This window comes from Nonomuraea sp. NPDC003727 (genome assembly GCF_053586935.1).
This window is the reverse complement of record NZ_JBSFNE010000007.1, coordinates 166,319-187,154: the sequence shown is the minus strand read 5'-3', so window position 1 is coordinate 187,154 and position 20,836 is coordinate 166,319. Positions and strand designations below refer to the sequence as shown.

General features: G+C 71.2%; 24 protein-coding genes. 10 read left to right on the top strand and 14 right to left on the bottom strand.

The window, feature by feature from the left end:
* Positions 1-22: 22 nt before the first annotated feature.
* From ACWDLG_RS19585 to lxmK, 6 genes are all read right to left on the bottom strand, one after another.
* On the bottom strand, positions 23-925 hold the full coding sequence (locus tag ACWDLG_RS19585) for a hypothetical protein (RefSeq protein ID WP_449921781.1): 903 nt from the start codon (positions 923-925) through the stop codon (positions 23-25).
* Positions 922-1,503, bottom strand: a complete 582-nt coding sequence (locus ACWDLG_RS19580) for a flavoprotein (RefSeq protein ID WP_449921779.1) — start codon at positions 1,501-1,503, stop codon at positions 922-924. Before ACWDLG_RS19580 ends, ACWDLG_RS19585 begins: the two co-directional genes overlap by 4 nt.
* On the bottom strand, positions 1,496-2,461 hold the full coding sequence (locus tag ACWDLG_RS19575; protein WP_449921777.1) for an LLM class flavin-dependent oxidoreductase: 966 nt from the start codon (positions 2,459-2,461) through the stop codon (positions 1,496-1,498). Before ACWDLG_RS19575 ends, ACWDLG_RS19580 begins: the two co-directional genes overlap by 8 nt.
* 74 nt (positions 2,462-2,535) lie before the next feature.
* The gene (locus ACWDLG_RS19570; protein ID WP_449921775.1) at positions 2,536-2,673 is read right to left on the bottom strand and encodes a hypothetical protein; all 138 of its coding nucleotides are present in this window, start codon (positions 2,671-2,673) and stop codon (positions 2,536-2,538) included.
* A 5-nt stretch (positions 2,674-2,678) separates the two neighbouring features.
* Complete coding sequence (locus ACWDLG_RS19565) at positions 2,679-3,644, bottom strand: T3SS effector HopA1 family protein (RefSeq protein WP_449921773.1); 966 nt, start codon at positions 3,642-3,644, stop codon at positions 2,679-2,681.
* A complete protein-coding gene (gene lxmK / locus ACWDLG_RS19560; protein WP_449921771.1) occupies positions 3,641-4,726 on the bottom strand; it encodes a class V lanthionine synthetase subunit LxmK in 1,086 nt (361 codons plus the stop codon). The genes ACWDLG_RS19565 and lxmK overlap by 4 nt, the downstream gene beginning before the upstream one ends.
* Before the next feature lie 443 nt (positions 4,727-5,169).
* Here lxmK and ACWDLG_RS19555 point away from each other — a divergent pair, with 443 nt between their 5' ends.
* Positions 5,170-6,513 carry a carotenoid oxygenase family protein gene (locus ACWDLG_RS19555; protein WP_449921769.1) on the top strand — a complete coding sequence of 448 codons (1,344 nt, stop codon included), beginning with the start codon at positions 5,170-5,172 and terminating at the stop codon, positions 6,511-6,513.
* Between the two features lie 33 nt (positions 6,514-6,546).
* Positions 6,547-7,029 carry an SRPBCC family protein gene (locus tag ACWDLG_RS19550; RefSeq protein WP_449921767.1) on the top strand — a complete coding sequence of 161 codons (483 nt, stop codon included), beginning with the start codon at positions 6,547-6,549 and terminating at the stop codon, positions 7,027-7,029.
* A 7-nt stretch (positions 7,030-7,036) separates the two neighbouring features.
* On the opposite strand, the gene ACWDLG_RS19545 is transcribed toward ACWDLG_RS19550, so the two are convergent.
* Together ACWDLG_RS19545 and ACWDLG_RS19540 are read right to left on the bottom strand one after the other, a co-directional pair.
* On the bottom strand, positions 7,037-7,504 hold the full coding sequence (locus ACWDLG_RS19545) for an HPP family protein (RefSeq protein ID WP_449921765.1): 468 nt from the start codon (positions 7,502-7,504) through the stop codon (positions 7,037-7,039).
* The gene (locus ACWDLG_RS19540) at positions 7,501-8,370 is read right to left on the bottom strand and encodes an alpha/beta fold hydrolase (RefSeq protein WP_449921763.1); all 870 of its coding nucleotides are present in this window, start codon (positions 8,368-8,370) and stop codon (positions 7,501-7,503) included. Before ACWDLG_RS19540 ends, ACWDLG_RS19545 begins: the two co-directional genes overlap by 4 nt.
* A gap of 79 nt (positions 8,371-8,449) precedes the next feature.
* Here ACWDLG_RS19540 and ACWDLG_RS19535 point away from each other — a divergent pair, with 79 nt between their 5' ends.
* From ACWDLG_RS19535 to ACWDLG_RS19520, 4 genes are all read left to right on the top strand, one after another.
* Positions 8,450-8,977, top strand: coding sequence for a CGNR zinc finger domain-containing protein (locus ACWDLG_RS19535; RefSeq protein WP_449921761.1), 528 nt, complete (start codon positions 8,450-8,452; stop codon positions 8,975-8,977).
* Between the two features lie 155 nt (positions 8,978-9,132).
* Positions 9,133-10,299: a low temperature requirement protein A gene (locus tag ACWDLG_RS19530; protein ID WP_449921759.1), complete on the top strand. Its 1,167-nt coding sequence runs from the start codon at positions 9,133-9,135 to the stop codon at positions 10,297-10,299.
* Positions 10,300-10,496: 197 nt separating this feature from the next.
* A complete protein-coding gene (locus ACWDLG_RS19525; protein WP_449921757.1) occupies positions 10,497-11,594 on the top strand; it encodes a VanZ family protein in 1,098 nt (365 codons plus the stop codon).
* Positions 11,595-11,828: 234 nt separating this feature from the next.
* The gene (locus ACWDLG_RS19520) at positions 11,829-12,647 is read left to right on the top strand and encodes a phosphotransferase family protein (protein WP_449921755.1); all 819 of its coding nucleotides are present in this window, start codon (positions 11,829-11,831) and stop codon (positions 12,645-12,647) included.
* A 46-nt stretch (positions 12,648-12,693) separates the two neighbouring features.
* Here ACWDLG_RS19520 and ACWDLG_RS19515 read toward each other — a convergent pair whose 3' ends face one another.
* Positions 12,694-12,978 carry a hypothetical protein gene (locus tag ACWDLG_RS19515; RefSeq protein WP_449921754.1) on the bottom strand — a complete coding sequence of 95 codons (285 nt, stop codon included), beginning with the start codon at positions 12,976-12,978 and terminating at the stop codon, positions 12,694-12,696.
* A gap of 176 nt (positions 12,979-13,154) precedes the next feature.
* On the opposite strand from ACWDLG_RS19515, the gene ACWDLG_RS19510 reads away from it, so the two are divergent.
* Positions 13,155-13,793 carry a hypothetical protein gene (locus ACWDLG_RS19510; RefSeq protein WP_449921752.1) on the top strand — a complete coding sequence of 213 codons (639 nt, stop codon included), beginning with the start codon at positions 13,155-13,157 and terminating at the stop codon, positions 13,791-13,793.
* Between the two features lie 119 nt (positions 13,794-13,912).
* Positions 13,913-14,278: a hypothetical protein gene (locus ACWDLG_RS19505; protein ID WP_449921750.1), complete on the top strand. Its 366-nt coding sequence runs from the start codon at positions 13,913-13,915 to the stop codon at positions 14,276-14,278.
* A gap of 63 nt (positions 14,279-14,341) precedes the next feature.
* Here the strand turns inward: ACWDLG_RS19505 and ACWDLG_RS19500 are convergent, their stop codons facing one another.
* Both ACWDLG_RS19500 and ACWDLG_RS19495 read right to left on the bottom strand, forming a co-directional pair.
* Positions 14,342-14,905 carry a DUF6461 domain-containing protein gene (locus ACWDLG_RS19500; RefSeq protein WP_449921748.1) on the bottom strand — a complete coding sequence of 188 codons (564 nt, stop codon included), beginning with the start codon at positions 14,903-14,905 and terminating at the stop codon, positions 14,342-14,344.
* A 167-nt stretch (positions 14,906-15,072) separates the two neighbouring features.
* Positions 15,073-16,311 carry a hypothetical protein gene (locus tag ACWDLG_RS19495; protein ID WP_449921747.1) on the bottom strand — a complete coding sequence of 413 codons (1,239 nt, stop codon included), beginning with the start codon at positions 16,309-16,311 and terminating at the stop codon, positions 15,073-15,075.
* 262 nt (positions 16,312-16,573) lie between these two features.
* On the opposite strand from ACWDLG_RS19495, the gene ACWDLG_RS19490 reads away from it, so the two are divergent.
* Both ACWDLG_RS19490 and ACWDLG_RS19485 read left to right on the top strand, forming a co-directional pair.
* Positions 16,574-17,095 carry a hypothetical protein gene (locus ACWDLG_RS19490; RefSeq protein WP_449921745.1) on the top strand — a complete coding sequence of 174 codons (522 nt, stop codon included), beginning with the start codon at positions 16,574-16,576 and terminating at the stop codon, positions 17,093-17,095.
* 170 nt (positions 17,096-17,265) lie between these two features.
* Entirely contained in the window at positions 17,266-18,078 is an 813-nt protein-coding gene (locus ACWDLG_RS19485; protein ID WP_449921744.1) for a hypothetical protein, read from the top strand.
* A gap of 81 nt (positions 18,079-18,159) precedes the next feature.
* Here ACWDLG_RS19485 and ACWDLG_RS19480 read toward each other — a convergent pair whose 3' ends face one another.
* The 3 genes from ACWDLG_RS19480 to ACWDLG_RS19470 form a co-directional block, all read right to left on the bottom strand.
* Positions 18,160-20,313 carry a peptidase domain-containing ABC transporter gene (locus ACWDLG_RS19480; protein ID WP_449921742.1) on the bottom strand — a complete coding sequence of 718 codons (2,154 nt, stop codon included), beginning with the start codon at positions 20,311-20,313 and terminating at the stop codon, positions 18,160-18,162.
* Positions 20,310-20,480 carry a hypothetical protein gene (locus ACWDLG_RS19475; protein WP_449921739.1) on the bottom strand — a complete coding sequence of 57 codons (171 nt, stop codon included), beginning with the start codon at positions 20,478-20,480 and terminating at the stop codon, positions 20,310-20,312. The genes ACWDLG_RS19480 and ACWDLG_RS19475 overlap by 4 nt, the downstream gene beginning before the upstream one ends.
* 146 nt (positions 20,481-20,626) lie before the next feature.
* Complete coding sequence (locus tag ACWDLG_RS19470) at positions 20,627-20,773, bottom strand: hypothetical protein (protein WP_354915858.1); 147 nt, start codon at positions 20,771-20,773, stop codon at positions 20,627-20,629.
* Positions 20,774-20,836 lie beyond the last annotated feature (63 nt).

Genomic DNA, 20,836 nt, shown 5'->3' with positions numbered 1-20,836 from the left:
AGCAGGACGATCACGTCGGCCGTCAGCTCGGGACCAGCCGCCCGGCCTCCGCCGCGTCGATCACGTCGGCGACCATCCTGAGGTAGTCCACGAGGATGTCGTGCCATTGGAGGTAGGCGGCGAAGTCGTGCGCGTGGCTCAGGAAGCGCACCGTCGCGCTCCTGCCCACGGCGGCCAGGTCCAGGGGGGCGGCGTACCCGTCCAGCACGCGGCGGATGAGGGCGTCGTGGTCCAGCGCGCCGTTGCCGAACCGGTCGGTCAGCTCGCGGAACTCCACCAGTTCCCCGACGAGCCAGCCGACGTCGGACTCCGGCGCGCCGGCGCTCAGGTTCTCCCCTGTCAGCAGGGCGCCGTCGTGGTCCGGCGTCAGCGGCAGGAGAACGCCGAGGCTGGGGGCGCCGTGCAGCAGCGCGCGCGGCCGTTCCGGCGCGCACCACCCCGCGACCGTGGCGGTCCGGGTCGGGCCGAGGATCTCGGCCGCGTGCCGGCGCAGCTTCGGCGCGGCGCGGGGCCCTTCCCCGTTCCGCAACCAGGACAGCAAACGCCGCGGGCCCTCAGGGGGCCGCAGGTCGGCCGGTGGCAGGGGTGTCGCGTGCAGCCGGGCGAGGGTCGCGCCGGTCTCCGCGAGGGTGTCGGCGGCGATCCGCGCCACGTCCGGGTGTCCCTTGCGGAAGACACCCGCGAGGGTGGTGGCCTGATCGGTCCGGTAGGCCATCCCGGCGCCGTCGCCGCGCACGGGGAGAGTGAGTCTGACCCGTCCTGGCGGCACCCCCCGGACGGCCGCCAGCACGGCGGGATCGGGCATCCGCATCGCGTCACGCCGATCGGGTCCTGGCCGCCGGGTCCACACGTAGCCGTCCTCGCCGTTCCTGACGATCGTGGTGCGAAGGAAGCCCGAGCCGAAGGACTCGACCGTCTCGCTCATGAACCCTTCTCCTCGCGTAGCCGTTCCACCTGCTCGATCAGGGTGGAGAGCGGGGCGGCGCCCAGGCCGTCCCGGTTCCTGGTGTGGGTGCTCAGCGTCGGGACGGGGTCGGCGACCACGACGTTGGGCCGGGCCTCGAGCGCCGCGAGGTTCTGCCGGTAGGCGTACGAGCCGGTGGCGCCGGGCGGCAGGGCCGGCGCGATCCCGATCAGCGCGGAGGTGCACTGGAGCGCCAGCAGCACGGGCGTGTCGCCGAGGCCGTTGGCGAACCGGCTCAGGAAGTGGTAGGTCGCCGGGTGGACCAGCACGGTGTCCGGCCAGGTCGCGTACTCCACGTGCGGCGAGGTCGGCTCCGCGGTGTCCGGCCAGACGTCGAGCGGCACCTCCTTGCCGGTGATGGCGGCGACCGCCTGCCGGGTCACGAAGCGCTCCGCGCTTCGGGTCAGCACCACCCGGACGTCCAACTGCTGGTAGCCGTGCCTCAGCCAGTTCAGCCAGTACGGCAGGAAGGCGGCGCCGAGCGACCCGGTGGCGAGCACGAGCAGGCGTTCGGCGCGGAAGGGCGGCACGCTATTCATCGGCGTCCACCATCGCGCCGAGGATCTGCTCGGCGTCGGCCAGCGCGGCCTTGTACCCCTCGGTCCGCATGACGCCCGCCGGGTTGAGCACGATCTCGTCGACGCCCGCCTCGCGGTAGTCCCGCAGGCGCTCGGCGACCTCCTCCGGCGTGCCGTACACGTAGACCCCAGACTCCACCAGGGCCGCGGCGCCGGCGTCCGGGTCGGCGGGGTCGGCGGGCACCCCGGCCCGCCTCAGCATGTCGGTGTAGTGGGGGGCCCGCAGGTGGGGCCCCGCGCCCGCCAGCGCGAGCCTGCGCGGGTCGCGGCCGGCGTCGGCCAGCGCCACGTGCACGACGGCCGCGACGCGGGGCACCGAGCCGCGCCCCGCCGCGCCCTCCGACAGGGCGGGGATCAGCGTGTCCCGCACGTAGCAGGGCGGCGTCATCCAGGTGATGGCGACGTCCGCGACGGCGCCGGCCTTGCGCGCCATGCCGGGGCGCAGCACGCCCAGGCCCACCTCGACGGGCGCGTGCTTCATCGGGGGAAGCGCCCCGCCGGCCACGCACGCCTCGCAGGCGTGCCGGGAGACCCCGCCGTCGAGGACGCCGCGCATCGCCTCGGCGTACCCGGCCGCGGCCGTCGCGGGCCTCTCGTACGGCGCGCCGCGCAGCGCCTTGACCAGCTCGGGGGTGGCGGCGCCGTACCCGGCGACCACCGGCCGGCCGGTGAGCACCGCGAGGCTGCGCGCCTGCGCCGCCGCCTCCATCGGGTGGCGCAACGGCATCAGCGTCACGCTCAGCCCGGACGCCACCTTGATCCCCCGGCCCGCCAGGTAGGCGATCGTCTGGTGGGACTCGGCCATCACGGACTGTCCCATCCAGAGCCGGCTCGCCAGGCCGCCGGCCACCAGCTCCCCGAAGGGCACGACCACGTCGGGATGCGCGGGCTGGAACGGGAACAGCAGCGCGGGAGCCATGAAACCTCCTCGGTGAATGTCACTCCCGATCCGAGGCGGTGTCGCGGGCCCACGACACCGCCACGGCGATCACGTCAGCAACCACCGTCGAGGGTCAGCGTGCACAAACTGGTGATGATGATGTCTATGTAGTCGCCACCATCCGAGGCCTTCGCGACCTCGGACAGCGAGGTGTAGGCGTCGGCACCCCTCATGAGGGTCTCGATCGACATGTCGTTCACCTCCTTTCCTGGATCGCGTGGGATCCGGGCCCGGGTTCGGGCCCGGAGGTCTCGAAGGGGAGCACCGGCGAGCCGAGGTTGCGGTGGACCGCGCCGGGCACGACCCCCGCGTCCCGCAGCGCCTCGATCACCGCGTGCTCCCGGTCGCCGGCCCGCTCGGCGTGGGCCAGCAGCCCGGCGGCGACGGCGTGGGAGCGGTGCTCGCCGAAGCTCAGCCCGCGCATCCCCGGCCGGGGATCGCGCGGCTCCCATGCCCAGCCGACGCCGGGGCCGAGCTCGGCGACGTAGACGGACAGGTCCCGGCGCAGCCCTCCGGCCGTGGCCGCGGCCCGCGCGACGTCCGGTACGGCATGCCACGAACGCCGCCCCAGGTAGACGACGATGCTGTCGCGGCGCGGGTAGTGGGCGCGGGCCGAGAGAACCTTGGCCCGGTAGGGCAGCCGGAGCTCCTCCAGCCGGGTGAGCATCGCGCCCCACAGCCCGGGTGCCGCGTCGGGCGAGTCGGCTCCGGCGTACACCCGCACGCACACGCCCTCCTCCATGCCGTGCCCCAGCGATCCGTTGACCAGCAGGAAGCCGGGCGACAGCGCCGGCATGACGGCCGGCAGGGTGACCCAGCGCGACAGCCCGCCGTCGGCCGAGGCGTCGAACCGCGCCTCCGGGACCAGCACGCGCACGCCGTTCAGGCGGACCACCCCGGGTGATCCGGGCTCCACGGGGGCCAGGACGCGGGTGCCGCTGTGCGGGACCATCGCGCGGAGCGCGTGCTCGAAGCCGGGGTCGCGGGACAGCCGGCGCGGCCGGCCCTCCCTGGGCGCGCCTCCGGTGTGGAAGGCCTCGTACAGCGCGTCGGCCAGGGCCGTGCGCAGCGCCTTGGGGCTGCCGGCGGTGATCTCGCGGTCGTCCACGGTGGCCGAGGTCAGGTCCGCGCCGACGCGCACCCGGTCGAGTGCCCGCATCATCCGCCTCCCAGGCCCAGGGTGGTGACGAACCCGGCGGGGTCGAGCAGGAGCCCGCGCCCGACCCCGGCCGCGGCGCGCTCCAGCGGCGACAGCCGTCCGCGCTGGTGGCCGGCGGCGATGACGCGGTCGATCAGGTGCCAGCCGGCGAAGCCCGCCGCCCTGGCCGCCAGCTCGTGGTCGGCCCGCGCCTCCGGCCTGGCCTGGAGGTAGCCCGACCAGAAGGACTCGACGGACGGCCGCAGCGCCTCGAAGCGGCGGGCGCCGTTGGCGACGACCTCGCGGTCGCTCACGAAGTCGTCACTGCCGGCCATGCCGAGCACGCCCCGGTGGAGCCACTCGCCGGCGAAGGCGCCCACGTCGCGCGCGGCGTCGGCCAGCCTGGTCTCCTCCCAGTCGGTCAGGTGAAGGGTGCCGTCGTGGTGGAGGAACTGGTCGAGCCGGATGTCGCAGTGCATCAGGACGCGGGGGGCGCGCTTCTCCCACCGGGACAGCTCGTTGATCGCGTCGACGACCGCGGGGTCGTTGTGCAGGATCGCCCACGCCTCCAGCTCCGCCCCGCTCGCGGCCGCGTAGACGCTCAGCGGGAGCGCCGACAGGCGGCCGAGCGGCGGCAGCGGCGGCTCCGAGGTGTCCTCGGCCACCGCCGGCGGGGCCTGGAGGGTGTGGAGCGTTCCGATCTGGACGCCGGCCGCGCGGGCGAGCTCCCAGGTGAAGGCGTCCTCGGCGGCGAGGTCGGCTCCGCTGCGGGCGTCCTCCAGCAGGGTGAAGGCCATCAGGCCGGACGCGGCGTCGCCGCCCAGGAGCCTGGGCGCGTTGATCGCCGCATGCCCGTCGAGCAGCGTGCTCATCGCGCTGGACCGCGTCACCTTCCGGCGGACCAGGTCCGCCTGGCCGAGGGTCTTCTTCACGAAGACCGGGACACCGGCGTCGGTCACGCCCGCCCAGCTGTCGTTGCGGCCGAGGAACGCGGTGACCGCGTCCTGCCGCAGCGTTCCCAGACCGAGCCTCCGGAGGAACGCCGTGACCTCGGGCACCTGGTCGAGCGGCACCGGCGGCCGCGTCGGCCGCTCACGTACCGCCATCGCGGGCTCCCGGGACAGGGGCCGAGGGCGCAACCCGTACGCGTTTCCTGTGCATGGTTCCGTCTCCCCGTCATCGGAAGGGACGTCTGCGATCAACCCGACGGAACATGACCTCATCACGGTCTCCTGACGGCCATCAAGGCATCGAGATGGCGACTTCATGCCGTGCTGGGAGCGACCGCGGTCGCGGGTGGCTGGGACGAAGGCAGGCGTTCGACGGGGGTTTTCGCAGGTCACGTCGGATGAAGCGGTCGGGAGGCGCGCGAGCCCGTTGTGCCGGGGCACAAGCGTGTTCGGCACCGGTTGACGCCCTTCGGTGATGCTTGCATACTTTAGTTATAACTTCTAACTAGCGAAAGGAGCTGTCGCCATGGTGCCTTCGGCGCCGGGCGGCGGCCCCCACCTCCTGGCGGCGACCGTCGCCCGCTGAAAGGACGCACCTGGTGAACACGCCCTACCTGACCGGTCACTACGCCCCCCACGTCGACGAGATCACCGCCCGTGACCTGGTGGTCGAGGGCAGCCTGCCGGTCGAGCTGAACGGCCGGCTGGTCCGCAACAGCCACAACCCCAAGCCCGGCGTGACCCCGACCCACTGGTGGAAGGGCAGCGGCATGGTCCACGGCATCCGGCTGCGCGACGGCAGGGCGGAGTGGTACCGCAACCGCTGGGTGCGGACCCCCGCCCTGGACGGCGCGCCGTACATGACCGAGAGCGGCCCGGACCTGACCGCCAGCACGGCCGGCACGCACGTGATCGAGCACGCGGGCAAGCTGCTGGCGCTGTGCGAGGCGAACTACCCGTTCGAGCTGACCGCCGAGCTGGAGACCGTCGGCGCCTACGACTTCGCCGGCAAGCTGACCACGGTGATGACCGCGCACCCCAAGAGCGACCCGGTCACCGGTGAGCTGCACTTCTTCGGCTCCTCGCCGTTCCCGCCCTACCTGACCTACCACGTGGCCTCGGCGGCGGGCGAGATCGTGCTCAGCGAGGAGGTGCCGGGGGCGACGGCCTCCCTCAAGCACGACTTCGCCATCACCGAGCACTTCGTGGTGTTCGTCGAGGGGTCGGTGACCTTCGACCACACCGAGACTTCCGGCATCCCGTACGCGTGGAGCGACGCCCAGGCCACGCGCATCGGCGTGATGCCGCGTGGCAAGGGTGGAGCCGCGAAGGTGCGGTGGTTCGACGTCGAGCCGGGCAACCTGCTGCACACCGCCAACGCCTACGAGGACGCCCAGGGGCGGATCGTGGTCGAGGGCCCGGCGATGGACCGCGCGGGTTTCGAGCAGTCATGGAAGTGGTGGGCGGGCCTGCCCGGACGTGGCGTCGTGCCGAACTCGCGGTCGCTGACCCGGCGGTGGACCGTGGACCTGCGTGCCGGCGCGGTCGCCGAGGAGGTCGTCGACGACCTGGTGGTGGAGTTCCCGACGATCAACGACGACCTGCTCGGCCGCGAGCACCGCTACCACTACGCCGTCTCCTTCCCTGACGAGCGCGGTGTGGGCGGCTACGGGGTGGTCAAGTACGACCGGGTCACCGGTGGCCGCCAGATCCTGCCGGTCGGCGACGGGCGCCTGCCCAGCGAGGCGGTCTTCGTGCCCGCCCAGGGCGCGGCCCGCGAGGACGACGGCTACCTGCTGACCGTCGTCAGCGACCTGCACGCCGACGCCTCCCAACTGCTGGTGCTGGACGCCACCGACCTGAGCGGGGCGCCGGTGGCGACCGTGCACCTGCCCCGCCGGGTCGTGGCGGGCATCCACGGCTCCTGGATCGCCGACAACTGACACCCCGCCATCACCGACAGCGAAGGATCCCCCATGGACATCGACCTCCACGCCCCCGTCATCGTCGAGCACCAGACCCTCGTGCGCGCCCCGCTCGACCACGTCTGGCGGCTGCACACCGACATCGACGCCTGGCCCACCTGGAACACCGGCATCGACACCGCGGCCCTGCGACAGGAACTCGCGGTCGGCGCGGTCTTCGACTGGGAGACCCACGGCCTGGGCATCAGCTCCACCGTCGCCGAACTCGTCCCGCGGCGCCGCATCGTCTGGGGCGGCCCGGCCCACGGCATCGACGGGGTCCACGTCTGGACGTTCGAGCCGGTGGACGGCGGGGTGCTGGTGCGCACCCGCGAGTCCTGGGCGGGCGCCCCCGTCGAGGCCGACCCCGAGGGCATGCGCGCGGCGCTCGACGCCTCGATCCGTGCCTGGCTGGCCGACCTCAAGAGGACGGCGGAGCTGGGCACCGACCTCAAGAGGACGGCGGAGCTGGGCACCGACGAGCCGCGACTGTGACCGGCCGTCACCGCCAGGAGGCCGGGTAGCGGTGGCCCGGCAGGATCCGGCCGAGCACCACGCCGCCCGCGATCACGACGGCGCTGGCCGTGACCACCGGGCTCAGCAGGAACAGCGGCGCGGGGGCGGTGAGACCGACGAGCGCCGCGGTGGCGCCGGCCGGCGGGTGCGGAGCGCGCAGCAGCATCATCGGCGCCGTGGACAGCGCCGCCGCGACCGCGGCCGTCCACACCGACGGGCCGGCCAGCGCGGTGAGCACGAGCGCGACGACCGTCGCGCTGACGTGCCCGAGCACGATGCTGCGCGGCTGCGCGAACGGCGCGCTCGGCGCCAGCGCCACGATCCCGGCGGTGGCCGCGAACGGCAGCGCGAACAGCGCCAGCCCGGTGAAGCTGGTGACGGCGGCCAGCAGCAGTAACCCGGCCAGGGCGGCCAAGGTCGCCGTCAGCACGCTCTTCAGCTGGACCCCGTTCATAGCGAGGTTCGCAGCGAGCGGAGGAAGTCGCGGATCAGGGCGGCGCTCTGCTCCAGTTCGGTCGTGAGCGGGAAGTGGCCGGCGTCCAGCAGGTGGATGCGCGCCTGCTTGAGATCGCGGGCGAAGGCGCGCGCGCCGTCAGGACCGAAGATCTCGTCGTTGCGTCCCCAGACGGCCAGCAGCGGCGGCTGGTGGGTGCGCAGGTAGTCCTGCCATTCCTGGTAGCGGGGCGGGTTGGTGCCGTAGTCCAGGAACAGGGCGAGCTGGATCTCCTGGTTGCCGGGCCGGTCGAGGAGCGCCTGGTCGAAGGCCTCCTTGTCGGGGTTGACCAGCGAGGTGTCGGGCACGCCGTGGGTGTACTGCCAGTGCGTGGCGTCCCGGGTGAGCAGGCCGCGCAGGGCGTCGCCGTTCTCCTTGGACGGCTCGGCCCAGTAGGCCCTGATCGGCTCCCAGAAGGGGGTCAGGCCCTCCTCGTAGGCGTTGCCGTTCTGGGTGACGATGCCGGTGATCCGCTCGGGGTGGCGCACCGCGAGACGGAAGCCCACGGGGGCGCCGTAGTCGTGCACGTAGACGGCGTAGCGGGTCACGCCGATCGAGTCGAGCAGCCGGTCGACCACGTCGGCGAGGTGGTCGAAGGTGTACTCCCAGTCCTGCGCGGAGGGCGCCGAGCTGTGCCCGTAGCCGGGGTAGTCGGGCGCGATCAGATGGAACTCGTCGGCCAGCTCGGCGATCAGCTCCTGGTAGGCGATCGACGAGGTCGGGAAGCCGTGCAACAGGACAAGCGTGGGCGCCGAGGGGTCGCCGGCCTCACGGTAGAAGACGTCAAGCCCGTCGATCACCGCGGTGCGGTACGCGATCGTCATCATTAACTCCCTAAACGAGGTTTGATGGTTAAGTGATAGCATGGCCGACGTTAACCGGTCAACTCATCTTGAGGGGTTAGTTTTGAGGATCCGGCCGCTCCGCGACGAGCCCCTGGGGCTGGACCTGGTCGACACCGTCTGGGTGGAGAACGGGGCGCTCGTCGACCAGTTCGACACGCCCGAAGGGGTGCTGGCCTGGCTGGCCGACCACGACCTGCCCGGCGGCGACGACCTCGATCGGGTCCGAGACCGCCTGACACAGGCCAGGGCCGCCATGCGCGACCAGCTCGAAGGACGCGGCTCCGCGCCGCTCAACGCCGTGCTCTCCCACGGCGGCCGGCGGCCCCAGATCGGCGACGGCGGGCCGTACGAGAAGCTGGTGCTTGACGACCCGTCCTGGCACTCCGCGTGGACGGCGGCCGCCGACCTGGTGCGCGAGCTGGGCGAGCGCCCCGAACGGGTACGGCCCTGCGGCAACCCGCGGTGCGTGCTGTGGTTCCTCGACGTGAGCAAGAACCGCAGCCGTCGCTGGTGCCGGATGGACGTGTGCGGCAACCGGGCCAAGGTCGGCCGCTACAACCAGCGCCAGCGGGCTTCCGGACAGGCCTGACGCGAACATCAGGGGGCCGGTGTCACTAAGGTGTGCCGCATGTCGCTCCTGATCGATGTCCGGCGCAGCGCCGGGCCTGACTCCTTATCGCAGACGCCTGCGCCCGAGCCCGCCGCCGGGGCCCGCGGCGCCCGCCAGGAAGGCGTCACGCCCCGATGAGCGTGCTGCGCCTCCACGCGGAGGGCCCCAGGGTCGCCCCCTTCGAGCTCTTCTTCGACCTGGTCTTCGTCTTCGCCGTCACCCAGCTGTCCCACCTCCTGCTCGAACACCCGACAGCCGGGGGCGCGCTGCAGACGCTGTTCCTGATGCTGGCCGTGTGGTGGGCGTGGATGTACACCGCGTGGACCACCAACTTCTGCGACCCCAACCACCCGGTGATCAGACTCACGCTGGCCGGGCTCATGCTGGCCAGCCTGGTCATGGCGGCCGCGGTGCCCGAGGCGTTCGGCGACCGGGCGATCTGGTTCGCGTGCGCCTACGTGGCGATCCAGATCGGCCGTACCATCGTGGTCGCCCTGCTCACCCGCGGACACGCGCTGCAACGGGTGTTCCTGGGGGTCGGGTTCTGGTTCGCCCTCTCCGCGGTGTTCTGGATCGTGGGCGCGATCCTCGGCGGCACCGCGCAGGCGGCCCTCTGGGTGGTCGCGCTGCTGATCGACTACGGCGCGCCGGCGACCGGCTTCCGCACCCCCGGGCTCGGACGTTCCACCACCACCGAGTGGACGATCGACGGCGGGCACATGGCGGAGCGCTGCCAGCTGTTCGTCATCATCGCGCTCGGCGAGTCGATCCTGGTCACCGGCACCACGCTGGCCGACGCCAAGACCGACGCGCTGACATTCGTCGCCTTCGCCGTCTGCCTGCTCGGCAGCATCGCCATGTGGTGGGTGTACTTCGACGTCACCGCCGACCTCGCCGCGGAACGCATCGAGAGCTCCGACGACCCCGGACGCCTCGGACGCTCCGCCTACACCTACATGCACATCCCGATGGTGGCCGGCATCATCGTCTCGGCGGTCGGCGACGAACTGGTGATCGCGCACCCCGGCGGGCACTCCAGCCCCTGGACCGTGCTGATGGCGCTCGGCGGGCCCGTGCTCTACCTGGCCGGGCACACGATGTTCAAGCGGGCCGTGTTCGGCGCCCTGTCGACCGGCCGGATCGTCGCGATCGGCGTGCTGTGCGCGATGGTCGTCGTGGGGCTGCTGGTGCCCGCCGTCCCGCCGCTCGCGCTGACCGTCGCCGGGCTGCTGGTGCTGGCGGGCGTCGCCGTCTGGGACACGCGCGTCTTCCGCCGCTCACAGGCGGAGCCGGTGACCTGACCCCGTCTCCTCGCCGCCGCCCCGGCCGGGTGCGGCGGCGAGGGCTCTCGGGCGCCCCGCTTCCCCGTGCACGGCGTGCGTCTTCGGCGCGGTCGCGTCGACGAACGGGCGAGCACGGCGGCAGAGGACATGTGGGGCGGATGCGGTCTATGCGGAATTTAGGGTGATATGTCCTTTCTGGCTAGACTCCGCCCCTTGTGGAGATCTACCTGACCCAGGCGAAAATCGCCTTGCTGCTCGCCCCGCTGGCCATCGCGTTGCTGCTGCTGCCCTTCGTGTCCCGGCAGTACGGCCGTTTCGGGCGCATCGGGCGATGGTCGGGGTTCGTCACGGCGCTGCTCGTCCTGTACGCCTGCGGCGTGGTGGCCTTCACCCTGTTCCCGCTGCCCGAGGTGACGCCGGACTTCTGCGCGATCCGGCAGAGCCTCGCGACGCCGCGCTGGCAGCCGCTGTCGAGCGTCCAGGACGTGATCAGGGAGAACGCCGGACAGGGCCTGTTCGCCGCGCTGTACAGCAGGTCGATGCTGCAGATCGTGTTCAACGTCGCCCTGTTCGTGCCACTGGGCTTCCTGCTGCGCTACCGGCAGCGGCTCGGCCTGCCGCGCACCCTGCTGATCTCCTTCGCCGGTTCGCTGGCGATCGAGCTGACCCAGCTCACCGGCCTGTGGGGCCTCTACCCCTGCGCGTATCGGCTGTTCGACCTGGACGATCTGATCATCAACACGGCCGGCGCCGGACTCGGCTGGGCACTGGGGGTCCCGGCCGCCCGGCTGCTGCCAGATCCGTGGCCGGCGCCCGTCCCGGACCTCGCGCCGCCCACCATCGGACGGCTGACACTCGCCATGCTGCTCGACGGCGTGGTGTGGTTCTTCGCCTCCCCGCTGTTCGGGCTGCTCGCCGTCCAGGCCCACCGGCTTCTCACCGGCGGCCCGATGCCCGCCGACGCCCTCCTGCGAGACCTCCTGCCCGGCCTGTCGTACGCGGTGACCGGGCTGGTCATCTTCATCCTCATCCCGGCGGCGCGAGAGGACGGCGCCACACCAGGCCGGGCGTCCGTACACGTCACGTTCCGCGACGCGCAGACCGGACGGCCCGCCCCGGCGCTCCGGCGCCTCGCCCGCTCCGGCGCGCCGTACCTCGCCCTCCTCGCGGGTGCGGTCGTCGGCAGCGCCGTACCGGCCCTGGGCCTCCTCGTCGTCCTGGAACTGGAACGCCGCGGCGTCATGGCCCGGTGGACCCGCACGCGCATCGTCACCCGAGCCGCCGCCCGCACACCCGCCACCGCCCCGCGCTGATCCCCGTGAACGCGAGAATCTGGACCAGTAGGCTCCCTGCGATCCAGACGAGCGCGAGAATTCCCAGCGCCGACCCGACCTGCGCTGGGACCGCTCGGGTTTCGTGCCTGTTGGACGGTGGAAACGAGCGGCGGTGAGCAGTGCGCCGCACGGGACGTGGAAGCGTCGCGCGCGGCCTCGGTGGCGGCGGCGAACCTTCCTCCCGCACGGCGGCAGAAGGGGCGGAGCAGGCGCATGACGGCTGACCGATTCAGCACGCACGACCTCGAACTCGGCGACGACGTCGTGACCAAGCGATACACATCCTGGGGACGAGGAGAACCTCACCGGGAATGGGCGGCGCTCACGCTCCTCGCCGAACACGCGCCCGGCCTCGCGCCCAGCCCCGTCCGCGCCGAGTTCGACGGCTGTCCTCCCGCGATCGTGATGACCAGACTGCCCGGACGCGTCCTTCGCGGTCAGCACGCCACCGATGAACAGATCCGCGCGATGGCCGCTGCTCTGAACCGGTTGCACCAGGAGATCCCCATTCGCGTGGTCGAGGCGGTCGAGCCGGCCGCGTGGGGGCCTGCCGCCGCCGTGCGCAAAGTCCGCGCCTGGGCCGACAAGCAACCCGACCTCGGCGAGGACCCTGCGGTACGGCAGGCGTTCCGAGCGGGCGCCGCATGGCTTGCCTCCTCCGTCCCGGACGAACTCGCCACGAACCCGCTGCCGCCCGTCCTCGGCCTGGCTGACGGGAACCACGCCAACTACCTGTGGGATGAGCATCGGGTGCGGCTCATCGACTGGGAAGACTCCGGACGCAGCGATCGCGCCTTCGAACTCGGCGAGGTGGCCGAGCACATCTCCCGCGTCGACGGCACCCTGGACGCGGAGCGGCTGCTGGCCTGCGTCGACCTGACCCAGCGGGAAGCCCAACGCGTACGCGGGTTTCGCCGCCTGTTCGCGCTGGGGTGGTTCCTCATGCTCGGCCCCGATGGGCCGGCCACACCCCACAACCCCGCAGGCACCTTGGAACGTCAGGCCGAACGAGTTCTCCGCCTGCTCGACTGACACCCGCTCCGGCAGTGGGATCGAAGCGCCTGCTGCGCCGGTGGTCTCAATGTTCGTGGAATCGCGCCTCCATGACCGCGAGAGCGCATTCCTCAGGAGTCAGCCAGCGCAGCACGACGTCGTCGAACAGGTCGGTGTCGATGCTGCTCAGACTGTCCTCGTCTGAGTCGTCAAGCCGCCGCCAGAGCACCTGGGGCAGGACTGTGACACCCGGTTCGGCGATGCACGTGACCACGCAACGCGCGGGGCGGATGCCGTTCTGGGGGTCCATCTCGTACTCCAAGGCATGTTCGAACCACATGCCCTGCTGCGGGATCACGCTCTCGGCCACGCCGTCATCCTCCTTCGGGCGAGGGCGCACGCGTGGGGAAAACGATCGGCCGGTGCGCAGAAAGTTCGGTCCACCCGTCCTGTTGGTCCGCCCTACCCGATCCAAAGCACTCAAAGATCGAGAAACCGGGCGACAGGGCACTCGAGCCCCCGTACGCTCCCGGACGTGACCGACGCATGAAGCACGCCGACCTCGACGCGTCGATGACCCTGCCCGGCGGCCCACGGAGCGAGTCAGCGGGCACGGAACTGGCGACCGATCCGGCGGCCCTTCACCGCGCCGTGAAAGACGAGCCGGCAAGCACAATGGGGGCTTGGGCTGGTGAAGCCACGGCTGTTGAGGGATTCCTCCGGTGGCTCGTGGCCGATATTGACCGGCTCCCGCAGGTGACCGTCCACCACGCCGAGTTCCGGCATTACGGCTCTGGATATGCCTCCTACGTCGACGTCTTCGTGACCAAACGCGACGGTTCGATGTGTCGATCCATGGATGGTTGGACACACGTTGAGGGGCTGTCCCTGGCGCTGTGCCGGCTCGCCCCTTTGGCGGTGCTGCTCAAGCCCAGTACCCGATCCTCCGGACCCGATGGTTCCAGCGCTTATGACTTGCCCGAACTCTCCCAGGTGATGGATATCGACCTTCCGGGATGGGAGGAGGCGTCTCGGCAACTGCGCCAGGTCCTTGCCCGCCACGGCGTCGCACTGCTGAGCTCGCAGGTACTCGCCTTACCGCTGGACGCTCGGCTTCGGGTGGAAACGGTCCTCGGCGATCCGCCGTACAGGCTGTTCGACGCCTGGTTCCACTGGATGGACTAGCCGACGAGCGACCAGTCGCGGCCACCGGTCGGTCTGGAACGGCATGGGCATGCCCGATGCTCATCCCTCGGACGCGCGTCGGCACGCCCTTGGCGTTGAAGAACGGTTACCTTGGCGATATGGCCGATCACGAGCGCACGCTGTCCGAGGAGGAGCAAGCCGTCATCCTGGCCCTTCTCGCTCAGGACTTTCCTGGCGTGGACGAGCTGCGAGCGCAGGTTCCTGAGGTGGTCGTCCTGCGTCGATGCGGCTGTGGCTGCGCGACGCGGGACCTCGGTCCAGGAACTGCTCGCCGTTCGGACGCGTCCCCGGTGCGGGACGGCGTGCTGGTCTCCGCCAGTGTGACGGGTCGTGGTGACGGTGTACTGCTGTTCGTCAAGGACGGCTACCTGTCGTGCCTTGAGGTCTACTCTCTCGACGATGATCCGGCTCCGCTTCCCCGCGTTCAGGACCTCGTCATTGATCCCGTCGACACCCGCGAGTAACCGCTGCAAGCCGGACGCGACCCTCAAGGATGATCCCAGGTCAGTGCTGACCAGCGAGGGGCGTCACCGATAGGGGTCGAGCTGGTCGGTGGGCCCGACCAAGGCGGGGCCGGCGTAGCGGGCGGGCGACAGATGGACGCCTGTGACGCGTTCGGCGAGGGCGAGGGCCCGGGGGACGGGATCGTGAGGGAACTCAGGCAGCTCACCGTCGGCGTCCAGGCCGAGGGCTTCGACATCCGCTTGGAGCCGGTCGGGGTCGGTGCCCGTTCGGCGGGGGTAGGAGTACAGGCCGAACGTGGTGACCAGCCGGCCGTCGAGACAGTAGGCGAAACCGTCGCTCTCGACGGTGACGAACACGGCGGCCGCGGCCGTGCCTGCGGACAGCAGGTCGGCTCTGTCGTAGCTGATTCCCGCCCAGCCGCATTCGATCAGTACGGTTCCGCCGGCCGCCAAGTAGGCCGCGATGCCGAATCCGGAGTCGCCCAGCGGGCCGGGGACGACACCGAGTCGTCGCAGGGCGTCTTGGGGCGAAAGGTTTCGGACGAAGGTGGTGTGGCACGTGTCGTCGGCGTCGTCGGTGAACTCCTGGTAGAGCCATTCGTACGTCTCCGCTGTCGCGCCGCTCATCCGTGCGCCTTCCCTAGGGGGCGTATCGCGGTGATCATGGCAGCGGCGGCCGACAGTTCGTCCACCGGCGGATGATCGAGCCCGACGGCGCCTACGGGCTCTGACCCGGGGCCGTGAGCGCCGGCCGGGTCTCTAACCAGGCGGCCCGTGCCCGTAGCCGGCCTCCGTCACCAGCGCAGCGTGGGGCTGAGGACTTCGCCGATGAACGCCGGGCCGTTCTCGATCTTCCAGGAACTTCTCGCGGCGTAGTCGCGCCCGGAGAGGGTCCGGACCGCGAAGTACCCGCACGACTGCACCTGACCCTCTACCGTGATGTACATCTGGTGGCACTTGAGCTGCTGGGAGACCGGCAACTCGGTCATCGGGTCGTACAGCTGGACGGCCATGTCGGTCTTGATCCCGACGGGGCCCCGCAGCCGCGTCCGTACCATGAGGGTCTCGTCGCTGACCTTGATGCAGGGCTGTAGCTGCACGCCCTGGCCGGCGTGCGTCCACGCGCCGCAGCGTTCGGTGCCCTCGCCCGCGCGGCGGTCGGTGCCGCCGACGAGGGTGCCGCCGTAGAACGCCAGCCCCGCCAGGACGACTGCGGCCAGCGCGGCGTGTGTCACCGGGACCGTCCGTGGGGTCCTGCCCCGGCCCCCGGTTCCGCCGCCGTGGCTGCGCTCCGGGTCGGTCCGGACCCCGACGTCTCGCGTGTCCACGGGTACGGCACGCGCATCCCTGACGTCTGGCTGCGGCGTCCCGGCAGCGCGCGGCGGTGCGGCGGCGATGGATGCCGTCACGGACACCGGGGCGCCGCCGGACGAAGCAGCAACGGATGGCGGCGCCGCGGAGAGCGCCCCCGCAACGGGCGGCGACGTGGGGGAGCCGGCCATCGAGCCCACGGTGGCCGCCGTGGAGCCGACCACGGGTCCCACCGCGGCTGCCGTGGCGTCGACCGCCGATCCCATGGCGGCTGTCGTGAAGTCGATCGTCGACCCCACCGGGGCTGCCGTGGCGTAGACCGCCGCTCCCGCCGGAGCTGTCATGGCGTCGACCGTCGATCCCACCGCGGCGGTCGTGGCGTCGACCGCCGGTCGCACCGTGGCGGTCAGGGGGTCCGGCGAGACGACGGACGGCGGCGGCGCGTCAGCGGACGGCGGCGGCGCGTCAGGAGACCCCGTTGCGGCGGAGGCGATACGGCCGGCAGCGTTCTGGCGCCATCCACGTCCGGTCTTCTCCAGGGCGCCGCGAAGGTCGTCGATCCGTTCGCCGATGGCCAGCAGCCGCTCGGCACGATCGCCGGACACCTCGAGGGCGGTGACGATGTCGCGCATGTCCTCGACACCCGGCAGCCTGGTGCCCTTGGTGAGCTGGCGCTGACCGGACAACCAGTTCGACACCATCGAGGCCGTGGCGTTTCTCACGCGATGCACCAGGTACTTCTGCTGTTTCCCTGCGGATTCCAGCGCTTCGCGTAAGCCTGCGGCCGCCTCGTCCAATGCATGGCCGAGCGCGTCGGCCGTTTCATCCACGTTCACGCGATCCCCCGTGTAACCGTTGCCGGGCCGCTGAAACAGCAGGTCAGAGCGCTGTATGGGCGGTGGGACAGTTCAAGTCCCAAAATCCTTCCACCGATGTCGTTTCCTGGCCAACCTGTCTGGCATGCCAACGACACGAGGAGAACTCATGCGTGCCGCGTTCATAGGTCTGCTCACCGCCGGACTGCTGGTCTCACCGGCGGCGGCCTCGGCCCAGCCGGCGCAGTCGGCCCAGTCGGCGAGCTGCGAAGGCGTGCGCATCCTGCACACGCCCGTGCGGATCCAGAGCGGGGACACCGCCGCGTACGTCCACGTCTTCTACGACTCGCGGACGGCCGTCGCCTGCGCGTACCTCAATTCCAGCAACCAGACCTGGGGCTATTCCAAGCACATGACCATCCAGCTCAAGCACTGCCAACGGCCCAGCCAGACGCGCGGGGTGTGCAACGGTCAGCTGCAGTCGACGGCGGTCGGCGGGTGGAGCAGCGGACGCAGTAACGCGGTCACCCTGCGGATCACGGACGGCTACATCATGGGCGTCGGCCGGATCTGGTGGAACGACAACTACGGGACCAACCAGTCACGGGCGATCGCCAGGGTGAGCAGCGCCCGTGTCGCCCAGCGCGACGTCGAAGAGGCCGTCAGGGAAAGCAGCGAAGCCACCCGCTGACCCCCGCCGCTGCCCGCCTCCGACGACGTCGATACGGCGGGCGGCACCGAGCACGACGAGGCGGCGCGCGGCGCACGGCGCCGGCGAACCCCGCGCGAACCCGGAGCAGGAAGCCCACCCGACCCCCGACCGGCAGACACGACTGCCCGAACACCTTGAAGAGGACCACCATGTACGGACCCGGCTGGCGCCAGGACCCCCAGGGCAAGACCCGGTGGAGCGAGAACGGCCAATGGGGTGACCAGGTGCGCGACTCGTCCGGTGGCGTGTACCGCGACCACCACGTCCCCAGCACCCCGCCCCGCATGTCGGCCCCCAGGCTGTCTCATGCCGACCCGCCGCCTGGCGGCGGGTCGAGCGTCATCGACGAGCTGGCGGCCAAGAACCGCCAGGTCTGGGGCGATCAGGGTCCCGGGGCGGTGCAGCAGGCGCTGGGCGGGATGGGAACGGGCGGGTTCGCCGCGATCCTGGTCGGGCTGGCCGTCATGGTGTTCCTGTTCACCGTCGTCAGCTTCGTCGGAGTGGTGGTCCTGCCGATCGTCGGGTTCGTCCTCTACCGGAAGGGGACGCTCCGCGGGGTCAAGCCGGCGGTCCTGGGGGTCGCCTGGTTCCTGTGTCTGACCACGACGCTGACCACCGTGGACCGGTTCTCCGGAAGCGGGCTGCCGGAGGAGGTCGAGCAGGCGCAGGCGTTCCTCAGCCTGATGGGCAGCGACTCCATCTCGCGCATCTGCACCGAGCCGTACATGACCGAGCAGGCCAGGGCCGCGATGGCGGCCAAGGAGGGGGTGTCCGGCTGTGCGGAGGCCGTGGGGAGGATCAGGCAGCGGCTCGACGAGTCGGCCTTCGAGGATCTGGGCCAGCTGGACATGACGAGGACCGATCGCGGCACCTACCTGCTGGAGGACAATCCGCTGGGCTGGCGGGAGATCACCATCAGCACCCAGGAGACCTACGGCATCCTGTTTCACGCGATCAGCTGACCCGCCCGTGGTTTCGGGGCTGCCGGCACGAGGAGCGAAGGGGCGCGGGCGCCGGCCGCGTGGACCTGCGGAATCCGCCCGTCAGGACTGATCGCGGGTGATCGCAGCGGAGGCGTCATGGCCGACCAGCGCCGCGTATCGGCCTCTCCGGCTCATGAGGTGGTCGTGGTCGCCGACCTCCGCGACGCTGCCCTTGTCGATGACGAAGATGCGCGCGGCGTCCCGTACCGTGCTCAGCCGGTGGGCGATCACGATGCGGGTGATCGGCAGATGGCTCAGGTTGTGCTCGATGATGGCCTCGGTCCTGGTGTCGAGATGGCTGGTCGCCTCGTCCAGCAGCAGCACCGCAGGCTCGGTGAGCAGGGCGCGGGCGAGGGCGATGCGCTGGCGCTGGCCTCCGGAGATCAGCCCGCCGTCGGTGAGCATGGTCTCGTACTTCATCGGCATGGCGTCGATGGTGTCGTGGATGTGGGCCAGCCGGGCCGCTCGCACCATGCGCTCGTAGGAGGCGTCAGGGTCGTTGAGGCAGATGTTCTCCCTGATGGATCCGCTGAACAGGACGGGCTCCTGGTTGACGATGCCGAAACGGGTGCGCAGGTGCCGGATGTCGATCTGGGAGGCGGGCTGCCCGTTGTAGAAGATCTCGCCTTCGTCCGGCTGGTAGAGGCCCAGCAGCAGCCGGGCGAGCGTGCTCTTGCCCGATCCGGAGCTGCCGACCAGGGCGATCTTCTCTCCGGGGCTGATGCTCAGGTAGATGTTGCGCAGGATCCACGGCGACCGCTGGTCGTAGCGGAAGCTGACGTCGCGCAGCCGGATGAAGCCCACGGCCGACGGCCGTTCCGCCTGGACGGGAAACGTCTCGCGCGGGGTGGCGGCGATGTCGTCGAGCCGCTCCACGTGCGCGCCCACGGTCTGGAGCTGGTGCAGGCTGCCCATCAGCGACCCCAGCGGGGTGAGCGCCGCCACGGCGATCGCGTTCAGCGCCAGGACCTGTCCCAGGCTCAGGTCCCCGGACAGGACCTGCCAGGCCCCCATCCAGAAGAACGCGGCCGGGGCCGCGAACCGCACCGTCGCCGTCGCCGAGGTGACCGAGCCCGCTGTCAGCCCGCCGAGCTGCGCGGCGGCCAGCTGACGAGCGAACGCTTCCCGCCAGCGGCTCAACGCGCGCTGCTCGGCGCCCGCCGCCTTGAGGTTCTCCATGCCCTTGATGGACTCGATCAGCTTGGTCTGCGCGTCGGCCTGGGCGATCTGCTCGCGGGTGATGAGCTCGCCGACCCTGCGCTGGGTGAGCAAGAGCGCGAGGATCTCCAGGCCCGCGATCATGATCAGGCCGAGTCCGAAGCTCGGCTCCATGGCCAGCAGGAGGACGAGATAGCCGGCGGCCATCGGCCCGTCCAGCATCGCCGCGACGATCTGCCCGCTGAGCAGGGCACGTACCTGGGCCAGGCTGGCGGTCCGCGTCACCAGGTCCCCCGCTCCCCGCAGGGCGAAGAACCGGTACGGCAGCGCCATCAGATGGGCGACGATCCCTTCGGTCATCTCCCCGTCGACGCGTGTGCGCAACATCGCCAGCAGCAGCGTCCTCAGCTGCCCCACAGCCAGATGGGTGAGCACCCCGACCGCGAGCATGATCCCGAGAAACGCCAGCAACCCCTCATCGCCTCCCGGCAGCACCCGATCGGTGATCACACCGGAGGCCGCGGGAAGCAGCAACCCCATCACCTGCAGCAGCGCCGACGCGGCGATGATCTGCGCGAACAGCGCCTTCTTGTCGCGTACGGCGGCGCGCACCACGGGCGAGTGCCACCATCCGCGAGCCCGGGGCTGCCGGGTGAAACCGGGTCCCGGTTCGAAGGTCAGCAGCACGCCGGTGAAGTCCCTGGCGAACTCCCTCCTGCTGAGCGTCATCCTTCCTGCCGCCGGGTCCACGATGGTCACCTGGCGGGGCGTCCACGCTTCCACCACCACGAAGTGCTCGAACCGCCAGTGCGCGATGGCCGGAAGTGGCTTGCCGGCCATCGCCTGCGGTTCCAGCGAGAAGGCCCGCGTCTTGAGCCCGTATCCTCGGGCGGCGCGCATGATGTCACGCGCCGACAGGCCGTCCCTCCCGACCCCCGTCCTGTCCCGCACGTCGCGCAGCGACACCCCGTGGCCGTGGTGGTTGAGGACCATGGCCAGGCAGGCGGCCGCGCAGTCCACCGCCGTGCTCTGCTGGACCAGCCGAACCTTCCTCACAGCTTCCCCGCCACCTGCAGGCTCATGACGACCAGGGCGAGGATCAGCGCGGCGACCACCGCCCACAGGGTGCCGATCCACCCCCGGGGAATCTCGCTGGACGAAGGAACCTGAGCTTGCGCTCGCCGGTGATGTCGTAGCGCTTCCTTGCGGTACACCTGCCGCATCAACTGACTCCTCACATGACGAGCGCCGCCGGGTTGCCCCGGCGGCGCTCTTTCCAGCCCTTGCCGTCAAACGGGGCGCGAGCCTCTCAACACTGATCCGAGCCCCTCAGACGCGGGCCCGGGTCCCCTCGGACAGGCCCGAACCGCTAGTACAGGTTCGGCCGGCCCGGGCAGAGGCAGCCCCTGCCGTGGCCGATCTCGATGTAGTCCGGCAGGCTGAAGTCCAGATCCGGCCACACACCGCCGACGACGGACGCGAGTTCGGCGTCGGTCAACTCGATCTCGTTGCTCATCAGTTCTCCTTGAGCGTGTTCTCAACGGACGAGCTGGAGCCTCACAGGGCGGCATTGACAGGC

What these genes read in the sequence shown, in the direction of transcription:
- ACWDLG_RS19585 (WP_449921781.1), bottom strand. Translation starts at nt 925, where the DNA reads ATGAGCGAGACGGTCGAGTCCTTCGGCTCGGGCTTCCTTCGCACCACG.
- ACWDLG_RS19580 (WP_449921779.1), bottom strand. Translation starts at nt 1,503, where the DNA reads ATGAATAGCGTGCCGCCCTTCCGCGCCGAACGCCTGCTCGTGCTCGCC.
- ACWDLG_RS19575 (WP_449921777.1), bottom strand. Translation starts at nt 2,461, where the DNA reads ATGGCTCCCGCGCTGCTGTTCCCGTTCCAGCCCGCGCATCCCGACGTG.
- ACWDLG_RS19570 (WP_449921775.1), bottom strand. Translation starts at nt 2,673, where the DNA reads ATGTCGATCGAGACCCTCATGAGGGGTGCCGACGCCTACACCTCGCTG.
- ACWDLG_RS19565 (WP_449921773.1), bottom strand. Translation starts at nt 3,644, where the DNA reads ATGATGCGGGCACTCGACCGGGTGCGCGTCGGCGCGGACCTGACCTCG.
- lxmK (WP_449921771.1), bottom strand. Translation starts at nt 4,726, where the DNA reads ATGGCGGTACGTGAGCGGCCGACGCGGCCGCCGGTGCCGCTCGACCAG.
- ACWDLG_RS19550 (WP_449921767.1), top strand. Translation starts at nt 6,547, where the DNA reads ATGGACATCGACCTCCACGCCCCCGTCATCGTCGAGCACCAGACCCTC.
- ACWDLG_RS19545 (WP_449921765.1), bottom strand. Translation starts at nt 7,504, where the DNA reads ATGAACGGGGTCCAGCTGAAGAGCGTGCTGACGGCGACCTTGGCCGCC.
- ACWDLG_RS19540 (WP_449921763.1), bottom strand. Translation starts at nt 8,370, where the DNA reads ATGATGACGATCGCGTACCGCACCGCGGTGATCGACGGGCTTGACGTC.
- ACWDLG_RS19530 (WP_449921759.1), top strand. Translation starts at nt 9,133, where the DNA reads ATGAGCGTGCTGCGCCTCCACGCGGAGGGCCCCAGGGTCGCCCCCTTC.
- ACWDLG_RS19520 (WP_449921755.1), top strand. Translation starts at nt 11,829, where the DNA reads ATGACGGCTGACCGATTCAGCACGCACGACCTCGAACTCGGCGACGAC.
- ACWDLG_RS19510 (WP_449921752.1), top strand. Translation starts at nt 13,155, where the DNA reads ATGAAGCACGCCGACCTCGACGCGTCGATGACCCTGCCCGGCGGCCCA.
- ACWDLG_RS19505 (WP_449921750.1), top strand. Translation starts at nt 13,913, where the DNA reads ATGGCCGATCACGAGCGCACGCTGTCCGAGGAGGAGCAAGCCGTCATC.
- ACWDLG_RS19500 (WP_449921748.1), bottom strand. Translation starts at nt 14,905, where the DNA reads ATGAGCGGCGCGACAGCGGAGACGTACGAATGGCTCTACCAGGAGTTC.
- ACWDLG_RS19490 (WP_449921745.1), top strand. Translation starts at nt 16,574, where the DNA reads ATGCGTGCCGCGTTCATAGGTCTGCTCACCGCCGGACTGCTGGTCTCA.
- ACWDLG_RS19485 (WP_449921744.1), top strand. Translation starts at nt 17,266, where the DNA reads ATGTACGGACCCGGCTGGCGCCAGGACCCCCAGGGCAAGACCCGGTGG.
- ACWDLG_RS19475 (WP_449921739.1), bottom strand. Translation starts at nt 20,480, where the DNA reads ATGCGGCAGGTGTACCGCAAGGAAGCGCTACGACATCACCGGCGAGCG.
- ACWDLG_RS19470 (WP_354915858.1), bottom strand. Translation starts at nt 20,773, where the DNA reads ATGAGCAACGAGATCGAGTTGACCGACGCCGAACTCGCGTCCGTCGTC.